Raw genomic sequence first — 8260 nt, forward strand, 5'->3', positions numbered from 1 at the left:
AGTAGTCTGTAATTTACGTGGATTTAGGTGTGAAGGAGAGAAATCATGGCAGATTTAGATTTAACTAACTTGGACGAGCTCAGTGCCAAGCAATTACAGCCAGTTGTGGTTGGGAATGCTGGCCCGGCAATTTTAGGCATCAAGTTCTTTGACCAGAACCGGGATGGCATCAGACAGGCAAATGAACCAGGTCTGGCGAATGTCCCCATTCTCATCCAAACAGCAACAGCAACAGGTAGCACAACAGTATCACCCGGAGTAAATGCCGGGCTACGAACCACGACGGACGCTAACGGCGCGTTCTCATTCATAAATCTTGTCCCCGGCAATTACGTACTCACGGAAACGGCAATACCTCCTGGTTTAACCCCTACTACTCCCAACCCCCTAGCTGTCACCCTTGGCAACAGAAATGTCAACGTTTTCTTTGGCAACGGCCCAGTCGATGTAGGCAGCCGAATCGTTGGATGCAAATATTTAGACATAGATGCCGACGGCTTCCGAGATGGGAATGAACCGGGGATTAAAAATGTCAGGATATATATTGATTCAAATGGCAACGGTCAACGCGATGCAGGGGAACAGAACACCTTAACAGACAAAAATGGTGCATGGTCGTTCAACGTAGCACCCGGAACCTACAAGATTCGGGAAGAACGGATCAGACGACAGATTAGTTCTGTTACCGGACTAGAAGTTAACGATAACCCTCCAAACGCCGAACCCTTAGAAACAAACGATTTTCCCCAAAGCACTCCCCCCGGCAACGTTCCCGTACTGGACGTGACAGTAGCAGCAGGTCAAACATTTGCCTGCGCTCAAGTTGGCGATACTCCGCTCTATCAAATTGAAGTTAACAAGTTTCGAGACCAAGACCGCAACGGCTTGCGAAATCTTGTTAATGGACTCTTGGAACCCCCCATTGCCCGAGTACCGTTTATTTTAGATGTGAACGGGAACGGTCGCTGGGATGGAGCAGGCTCCGAACCGATAGCCATCACAGATGCGAACGGAGTCGTTACCTTCAAGGATTTGCGAGCTGGCAATTACAGAGTCTTGGAAATTTTTCCAGGTGTACTGCCTGCAGAAGTAGGTGGCGGTGCCCCAGGAAACCTCAATGCTCCAGTAGCAACCACTCCAAACCCCGCTCTGGTTTCGGCACCAGGGCCGCAGGCGCGATTCCAGGGTACCATCAGCAAAGAGCAACCGCTCCTAGTAGCAGACTCAACCTACACGCTGAAACCCAACGACCCTAAATTCGTAGACACCAACCGCGACGGCGTTCAACAAGTCGGTGAAAGAGCGATCGCCACCACTGGTGAGCGGCCGATTTTTGCTGCGCCAGTTACAACTTTACCAGCCCCCAACCCCTCACCATCACTTACCTTTTCTCCGGTTGGAGCTACTGAGGGTATTGGCAATAATGCAGGTGTGGGCAACACTCTACCACTCATCAATGTCTTCAAATACAACGACTTGAATGCCAACGGTCGCTACGAACCAAATCAGGGTGAAGCGCCAATTAGGGGTATCAGTGTCTTCCTGGACACCAACAATAACGGCACTCCTGACACTGGAGAACAGCAACTGAGCACAAATGAGCAGGGAAGAGCTGCCTTTACCAACTTGTCACCGGGCAACTATGTCGTCCGAGAAGTGGTACCGCCGAATTTCTCGCCTTCTACTCCCGATCGCGTTGATGTTACCCTGAACACTCAGGACGCCAACGTTACCTTTGCCAACACACGCAACAGCAATATCACCGGGTGCAAGTTTGAGGACTTCAACCTAAACGGTTATCGAGATGGCAATGAACCAGCTATTGCTGGTGTCACCATTGCTATCGATACCAATGGTGACGGTGTGTTGCAAGCAACAGAGCCCACTTCTATTACCGATCAGTTTGGTACCTTTGCATTCACCAATTTGCGCCCTGGCAATTACAGCGTTCGGGAAGTATTACCTTCGGGCTTCTTCAAAACGACTCAACCGCTGGATATTGTTCTCGGTGCGAATCAAACCTTTACTTGTGCTTTGGTGGGTAACTCTCGCCGCTATGACCTCTTGGTTCCTAAATTCCGAGATGACGACCGCAACGGTATACGCAACGGAAACGAACCGCCCCTGGCCGATGTGCCCTTCACTTTGGATTTCAACGGCAACGGTCGCTACGATGCTGCAACAGAACCGCTGGTGAGAACTGATGCTGCTGGTATTGCTCGGTTTAATAATTTGTCTCCAGCCAGCTACTCGGTTTTGGAAGTCTTCAATACTCCGGGCGTTACCAACAATTTCCCGATCCCAACTGGGCCCAACCCGGTTAGCTTTGACGTGCCGGGCCCTAACACAGTGCCTACGACATCTGTGACGACCCCAGACCCATCGGGAATAGTAAGACTAAGTAGCATGCAGGGGGAGGATCTGCTGATTGGTAAATCTCCGGAGGAGCCAACTCCTACCGATCCTCTGAATAACCCCGGCATTTCACTTGATGCTACGGTTAAGGCCAGCGTCGATCACTTGCTCGGAGGTAGTCCAGGTATTAGCTTTGCTAATGAGGATCTGACCAGTTTAAGCCCAGTGGCGAGTGCAATACCTGTATTGGTGCCTGGAGATCTGACCAATTTACTGCTAGGTACTACGACTACTACTGAGCCTAATTTGTTTAATGTTAACTAGGGTTTCTAGTTCGAGACTTAGCAATTAGCAGCTAGCTTGTTTAAACAGCACGTCAAATGATGTTTTGGCGTGCTTTTTGCTGTTTTGACAATAATAACAAGCGGTTTCGATCGCCCGAACTGTCTTTAGTAGTAGACTACGATCGGCAAAAAGAGCGATTCCCTAGTTACAGAAAACCTTTATTTATAGAGGTAGAACTTAGAGGAATATGTTATGCCAACTCAACAACAAACCAATCCGGCTCAACATCAAGAACAGCAACCCGGTATTGAATCCGAGATGACTCCGCAACCTCAATCCTTCGCGGAGGGATATCGCGGTAGCGACAAATTGCGCGATAAAGTAGCCTTAATTACTGGCGGAGACAGCGGTATCGGGCGTGCGGTAGCCCTCGCCTTTGCCAAGGAAGGCGCTAACGTAGTCATCAGCTATCTTAACGAAGATGATGATGCCAAAAAGACCAAAGAGGCGATCGAACAACAAGGCCGACGCTGTATTGCGATCGCCGGCGACATCGGCGATGAAAGCCTCTGTCAAAACCTTGTAGAACAAACAGTTAAAGAATTCGGCCGCCTCGATATCCTCGTCAACAACGCCGCCGAACAGCATCCCCAAGAAAGCATCGAAAACATCACCGCCGAACAATTAGAGCGCACATTCCGCACCAACATTTTCTCAATGTTTTACCTCACAAAAGCCGCTCTCAAACACCTCAAAGAGGGAAGTGCAATTATCAACACTACCTCTGTCACCGCTTACAAAGGCAATCAACAATTGCTAGATTACTCCTCCACAAAAGGAGCAATTGTTGCCTTTACTCGCTCTTTGTCTCAAAGTTTAGCTGAGAAAGGAATTCGCGTCAACGGAGTCGCCCCCGGCCCGATTTGGACGCCTCTAATTCCTGCAACTTTCCCTGAAGAAAAAGTGGAGAAATTTGGTGCAGACACGGCCTTGGGACGCGCCGGTCAACCCGATGAAGTTGCCCCCAGTTACGTGTTTTTAGCTTCCAAAGATTCGTCTTACATGACGGGTCAAATTTTGCATCCCAACGGAGGATCTGTGATTAACGGCTAAAATCTTCTTGCTTCCAATGCTCGTAGGGGCGGGTTTTACCGAAAATCTTTGAATGAAATTCATAATATAAATAAACTCGCCCCCGAGTTGTGGAGGGCGGGTTTATTTATATTATGAATTAGCCGAAATATCTTTCGTGAAACCCGCCCCTACAAATAATATATATATTTATTTATTTATTTATTAAAATTGTCTTTCAAAAAAACAGTAATCCCGCCACCTTGGTAGCGGGATTGATAGGTTGCAGTTTAGCTAGTTTTTAGCTCAGCTAGAGCTACAATTAGCTTGCTGCTGAATTAGCTCAGGTTAGCCATTTCTTGCTGGATAGTGCTTTTGGCTGCTTTGAATTGAGTAGCCATTTGTTCCATTTGTGCTTCGCTCAGGTTGCGGCGAATATGAGGGAACATATCGTTTTCTTCTTGTCGAATGTGATCTTTAACCGCTGTTTGGAGCTGTTTGATTTGGTCTTTGAAATCAGAAGAACTAGGGTTGAGAGCCTTAATTTGGGCAAGCATCTGCTTCATTTCTGCTTGCTCGCTGTACAGTTCTTGAGTATTGCCGTAGTAGCTGCGAACTGCGGGATAAACAACTTGTTCTTCTGCTTCTGCGTGAACGCTGAGGTCTTTGTAAAGTTGACCGAAGAATTCTTGCAGTTTTTGAGGATCGTCGGTGCTTGCGATTTCCATAAATAGGGTATCGGTTTTGCGGTGATCCATTGAGATGATTTCGGTGATGTTCATCTCATCTTTGCTGCGGGTAACTGCACCGCCGATGATGCCTGTCATGGCTGCCATTGCATCTTGCACGCGAGCCCAAACGCCTTGGTCGGGGTCTTTGCCGGTTAGTTCGCGCACGCCTAAAATTTCGAGAACTCCTTTGAGTTGTTCTTGGTGAGCGCGGTTCTCAAAGTTAACTGTGTTGAGCGGGGTAATGGCAGCTTCGATGTCGGCGCCGACTACTTGAGCAGCTTTGTGAATTAACAAACCGGCCATTGTTTGTTTGTGTTTGAGCAGTTCGTGCTGGGTGACTTTTTCAAACAATGTGAGTTCAGAACCTTGCATGAGTTTCTGAACTTCTTCAATCATTTTGGCGCTGGTTTCTTTGGGCTCGGTTTGAATTCCGTATTGAACGATTACGGTTTCTAATACGCCCAAGTTTTTGCGATCGTCCTCGAGCATATCCCGGAAGCGCTGGGCTAGTTCGGAGTCGTTGCAGGAATTGATGAACAATTGCTCGTTGGCGATCAACAGATTTTGCAGCGCTTTCATGTCTGCTAATTTCATCGCGATCGCTTGGCGCTTGGTATCTTCTAAGGTAGCTACCATCAGTCGTTTCTCCTCTTAAGGTCTTTAGTGTTCTTACATCTCTTAATTTATTGATATATTCTGATAACATCCTCTTTCTCCCGACTGATTCATTAATATCCCGTGCAACCTATTGACTTTTGAGCAAAAAAATGGTAATAAATTAAGGCTCAAGGTTGTTTGAAAAAAAGCAAAAATTACTTCCTGACCACTGCCCACTGCCCACTGCCCACTGCCCACAGTCAACAGTCAACAGTCAACAGTCAACAGACTTTTGTATCAATTAATCCCGATCGCAGAGCTGGAAAGCGCTACCATAGTTGCAGCCGAAGTTAACTAAAGTTTAAGAATAACTAGCTTGTCTCAACTGCTCACTGCTTTAGAGTTCCCAGCCAATGTCTGGAAGCTGAATAATGGGTTAACGGTCATTCACCAGCGGATTTCGGCCACACCGGTGGTCGCGTTAGACGTGTGGGTAAGGGCTGGCGCTACGCTGGAGCCGGATTCTTGGTCGGGAATGGCTCATTTTCTAGAACACATGATATTTAAAGGGACGGATTCGATCGCCCCGGGAGAATTTGACCAGGTAATCGAAAATCGCGGCGGTGTCGCCAACGCAGCTACAAGTCACGACTACGCGCATTTTTTCGTCAACGCTGCGGCTGATTATTTAGCAGAAACAGCGCAGCCACTGGCAGAATTGCTGCTGCGGGCTTCGATTCCGGATCGGGAATTCGATCGGGAGCGAGATGTGGTGCTAGAAGAAATCCGTCAAGCTCAAGACAATCCCGATTGGCTGGGTTTCCAAGCAATGATGGAAACAGTTTACCAGCGACATCCCTACAGGCGATCGGTACTCGGCACGGAAGAACTGCTGATGTCGCGAACTCCCCACGAAATGCGCTGTTTCCACCGATCGCACTATCAGCCGGAAAATATGACAGTGGTGGTAGTCGGCGGAATTGATGAACAACAGGCCAGAGATATTACGGGAAAAGCTTTTGAGGAGTTTTCCGATCGGTGGGATTGTCCAAAATTAACCGCAGAGGCGGAACCGCCACTGATAGAAATTCGCCGTCAGGAACTCTGTCTCCCCCGATTGGAACAAGCGCGGCTGATGATGGCCTGGACGGGTCCGGGAGTTGAACATTTGCAAAGTGCTTGCGGCTTGGATTTGCTGTCAGTGTTGCTGGCAGACGGGCGGACTTCGCGTTTAGTCAGGGAACTGCGGGAAGAATTACAATTGGTAGAGGCGATCGACAGCACTTTCTCATTGCAACGGGAATCGAGTTTATTTACTATCAGTGCAGTCTTGGACGCGAAGGATGTCGAAGAGGTGGAATCTCGGATTTGCGATCGACTTTGGCAATTGCAGTCTGAGCCTGTTTCCGAGGTAGAATTGCTGCGCTGTAAGCGTTTGCTGTGCAACGATTTTGCTTTCTCGCTCGAAACGCCGGGACAGCTAGCCGGTCTTTATGGATATTACAATACGATCGCCACTGCCGAATTAGCGCTCAGCTATCCCACCAGGATTAAAGCGTTTGGGCCATTAGACCTCCAGCGCCTAGCTCAACAATATCTCTCTCCCCGACGCTATACGGCCGTGGTACTCAAACCAATCTAATAACGGTGGACGGTTAATTGAAAAAAGGTAAAAGAAAACTTGCAACTAAAACAGCAAGAGCGATGGTTACATTAAGTCACGATCGTTTTAAGCATATGCCATAAAAAGTAGATTTAGGTGGATTCCTAGATTTACCGGGTTAAATGTATCTGTTACTGTGGTCAACAATCAACAGCGAACAGTCAACAGTCAACAGTCAACAGCCAACAGTCAACAGTCAACAGTTAACAAAGAATTCAATGAAAAATGAAATCCAGCGCACGGTTTTAGACAACGGTATTGTTGTCTTAGCAGCAGAAAATCCAGCAGCAGATATTATTGCAGCTAGGATATTCCTGCGGGCCGGCAGTCGCTACGTGCAGCCGGAACAAGCAGGATTGTGTCACTTGCTGTCGGCGGTAATGACTAAGGGAACCGATCTGCTGTCTTCGCTGGAAATTGCCGAGCGTGTAGAATCGGTGGGAGCGAGGTTGAGTGCCGACTCTACTACAGACTATTTTTTAGTGAGTTTGAAGACGGTTTCTGCGGATTTTGAGGAGATTTTGGAGTTGGCGGCGCAATTGACACGATCGCCCACTTTCCCGGAAGCTGAAGTCGAACTCGAACGCCGCATTGCCATATCGGCAATTCGATCGCAACAAGAACAGCCATTTGCCATCGCCTTCGAGCAATTGCGGCACGCGATGTACAAGGAACACCCCTATGCTTTCTCTCCCTTGGGCACGGAAGCTACTATGTCAAAGCTCACCAGAAACGAGCTCGAACAGTTCCACAAAACCTATTTCCGTCCCGATAATGTAGTTATTTCTGTAGCCGGCAGAATATCCACCGAAGATGCGATCGCCCTGATCGATCGAACTTTTGGGGACTGGAAAGCGCCTTTAACACCCCTGCCCACTTTAACCGTACCCCCCCTATCACCTTCCCCTAAATCGGTCGTTAAGGCGCAAGATACGCAGCAAGCAGTGATTATGCTGGGCTACCTCGCACCCTCTGTCAAAAATCCCGACTATGCAGCGATTAAGTTGCTGAATACTTATTTGGGTAACGGTTTGTCGAGCCGATTGTTTGTGGAATTGCGGGAAAAGCGGGGCTTGGCTTACGACGTTTCCGCGCTCTATGCGACGCGCTTGGACACGGCTCAGTTTGTGGTGTACATGGGTACGGCGCCGGAAAATACAACGACTGCTTTTGAAGGATTGCGTACAGAAGTCGATCGACTCGCCAACATCGAACTAAGCGAGGAAGAATTGCAAGCTTGCAAGAATAAAATGCTCGGTCAATATGCTTTAGGAAAACAAACTAATTCGCAAATTGCCCAAGTTTTAGGCTGGTACGAAATTTTGGGATTGGGAATTAAATTTGACCAGCAATTTCAAGAAGAAATTGCACAGGTGACAGCTTCACAAGCGCGGGATGCTGCTAAGAAATATTTTGTAGAACCTTATATTTCTTTGGTTGGCCCGGAGGTGGCGATTACAGAGTTGGGTGTAGCGGCTGTTTGTTAAGGAATGAGAATTAAATAACTTCCACTCTTGAAAGTGGGATGGGCGTCCCGCCCGTCCTTTTTGGACGGGCG

Annotated in this window: 5 protein-coding genes; 4 read left to right on the plus strand and 1 reads right to left on the minus strand. The window is 48.1% G+C overall.

The window, feature by feature from the left end:
* The first annotated feature begins 45 nt into the window (after positions 1-45).
* Both QUA00_RS16810 and QUA00_RS16815 read left to right on the plus strand, forming a co-directional pair.
* A complete protein-coding gene (locus tag QUA00_RS16810; protein WP_333410292.1) occupies positions 46-2679 on the plus strand; it encodes an SdrD B-like domain-containing protein in 2634 nt (877 codons plus the stop codon).
* Between the two features lie 213 nt (positions 2680-2892).
* Positions 2893-3753 carry an SDR family oxidoreductase gene (locus QUA00_RS16815; RefSeq protein WP_333309286.1) on the plus strand — a complete coding sequence of 287 codons (861 nt, stop codon included), beginning with the start codon at positions 2893-2895 and terminating at the stop codon, positions 3751-3753.
* A 296-nt stretch (positions 3754-4049) separates the two neighbouring features.
* Here QUA00_RS16815 and QUA00_RS16820 read toward each other — a convergent pair whose 3' ends face one another.
* Complete coding sequence (locus QUA00_RS16820; protein WP_333145193.1) at positions 4050-5078, minus strand: hemerythrin domain-containing protein; 1029 nt, start codon at positions 5076-5078, stop codon at positions 4050-4052.
* Positions 5079-5415: 337 nt separating this feature from the next.
* Here QUA00_RS16820 and QUA00_RS16825 point away from each other — a divergent pair, with 337 nt between their 5' ends.
* Together QUA00_RS16825 and QUA00_RS16830 are read left to right on the plus strand one after the other, a co-directional pair.
* Positions 5416-6681: a pitrilysin family protein gene (locus QUA00_RS16825; protein WP_333309282.1), complete on the plus strand. Its 1266-nt coding sequence runs from the start codon at positions 5416-5418 to the stop codon at positions 6679-6681.
* Between the two features lie 239 nt (positions 6682-6920).
* Positions 6921-8189: a pitrilysin family protein gene (locus tag QUA00_RS16830; protein WP_333410298.1), complete on the plus strand. Its 1269-nt coding sequence runs from the start codon at positions 6921-6923 to the stop codon at positions 8187-8189.
* Positions 8190-8260 lie beyond the last annotated feature (71 nt).

This window comes from Microcoleus sp. T2B6 (assembly GCF_036700475.1).
Lineage (GTDB): Bacteria > Cyanobacteriota > Cyanobacteriia > Cyanobacteriales > Microcoleaceae > Microcoleus.